Source organism: Weeksella sp. HMSC059D05 (assembly GCF_001809725.1).
Classification (GTDB): Bacteria; Bacteroidota; Bacteroidia; order Flavobacteriales; family Weeksellaceae; genus Weeksella; species Weeksella virosa.
Window position 1 is genome coordinate 1 of record NZ_KV798515.1, and the last position, 1,786, is coordinate 1,786.

A 1,786-nucleotide genomic window follows, 5' to 3' on the forward strand; every position below is an offset into this window, starting at 1 on the left:
TTTTTTGTAAAATACTGATAATTAATGATTGTACTAATAAAAACCCTTTAAAGGGCTTTAAAATAAGTAAAAATTTGGATATTTGTATTTCAAACCTCGTACAATTGTATTTTGCGATTATAAAAGTGACATTTTTATTATTTTTTGTTGAAAAAAATCGGAATTGCAAAAAATTTTTGAAATTCTTTTTTATTTATTATCATAGTCGGAATAGAATATTTAGCCTATTGTATAAAACGTAATAAAGCTTTCTATTAGAAGGCTTTATATTTTTATTATTAACTATTTTATAATTTTTATAAGTTTATTCTAAACAATATTCAAATTATTTGAAAAAAATGTTGAAAAATAGGCTTATTCTAAAATTCTTCTTCATACTCTACAGAGGTAACAGTTTTAGTACAATCGCCTAAACAAGATGAACAAGATTTTTTATTAGCATTGGGAACACATCCATTAGTGCCGGAACAAGCTTTACTTGTACAAGAAATACCAGCAACTAATAAATTAACCTCTCCATTATTACTTTCTTCTTCTTCTTCTAATAAAGTAGTCGTTACTAATCCATCATTAGAATAACTTCTTAAATAATACATATTATCAATATTGACAATAGTAGATCTGTTATAGGAAATGTTATTTTGATCACTTGGATCAATAAGATTTTTCACACCTTTGTTTATTGATGTATCTGAAGCTAATAGTGTTATGTTACCATTTTTAATGCTTGCAATTTTCTTACCTATAATTGAACTTTCAACCTTAGAGTTTATTTCATCTTGTAAAGAGTTTTTATTTTTGATATCATCTGAAGAACAGCTAAATATAAAAGCTAAAAATAAGTAGAAAAAAAATGTTTTTAGATAATGTTTTTTCATATTTTTAAAGTGTTAAAATCCATTAAGTTAACGATTTTATTTGTAATAAAACAAGTTAATATATAATGTATTAAAAAAATGAACAATCTAATTTATTAAAAAATTCTTCTTTACTCATTAACGTATCGTCCTCTGTTATAGGTACTAATTTAAATCTCCCATTTTCACGAGATTTTAAAATAACATCTTCCCCTTCTTTCACTTTTTTTAGATACTTGCCTTGACGTTCTCTAAACTCTCTTGTACTAATACTAAAATAGTCTTTATTTTTAAATGAAAACCATATTGATAAATATACGAAGAAATAATATAATTATTTCCACTTAACATAATTAAAATTATAGACAAAACTAAAAGAGCTTAAATCTCTCAATTTCAAGTAGTGCCGTTTTGAATAATTACACATATAAAAAACAACGCATTTAGAGACCTCTAAATGCGTTGTTTTGTGTTTATTTATATCGGTCAATTCTACTTTTAGAAATAGAATTTTAAAATCAAGTTACATAGATTTTTCTCTCTTTTTGTAGAAAAGGCAAGGGTATCTTTTGAAGTCAAATTTTAATTTGTGTATACAAAAGTACATCTTGCATCTATAAACCTATTTTTTGAAAATTTTAAGAAATATCATAAGGTTAAAATTGCCACCATTTTTTCTTTTTGGGGCTTGGAGTTTCTTGTAGGTTAGGTTCACTTTGTTTTGGTGCTTCTAATAATAAAATGGTTTTTTGTAAATCCATTATTCTATCCTTTTTTTCCTGAAGAAGTAAGTCTTTATTTTTTAACTCTTACTCGAGTAAAGCAATTTTTGTTTGTTCAATGATTCATCTTCAAATTGGGGTTTATGGATTGGGATAAAACGAGTACTTGTAAACTCACATTATCCAAATATTGTACTTTTCAGAGAT

At 24.9% G+C, this 1,786-nt stretch carries 1 protein-coding gene; it reads right to left on the bottom strand.

Annotated features, from left to right (window positions below; translation table 11 throughout):
* Window positions 1–359: 359 nt before the first annotated feature.
* Window positions 360–878 (bottom strand): hypothetical protein, encoded by a 519-nt coding sequence (locus HMPREF2660_RS00765; RefSeq protein ID WP_070485231.1) that lies wholly within the window; start codon window positions 876–878, stop codon window positions 360–362.
* Between the last annotated feature and the right edge of the window lie 908 nt (window positions 879–1,786).

What these genes read in the sequence shown, in the direction of transcription:
- HMPREF2660_RS00765 (WP_070485231.1), bottom strand. Translation starts at nt 878, where the DNA reads ATGAAAAAACATTATCTAAAAACATTTTTTTTCTACTTATTTTTAGCT.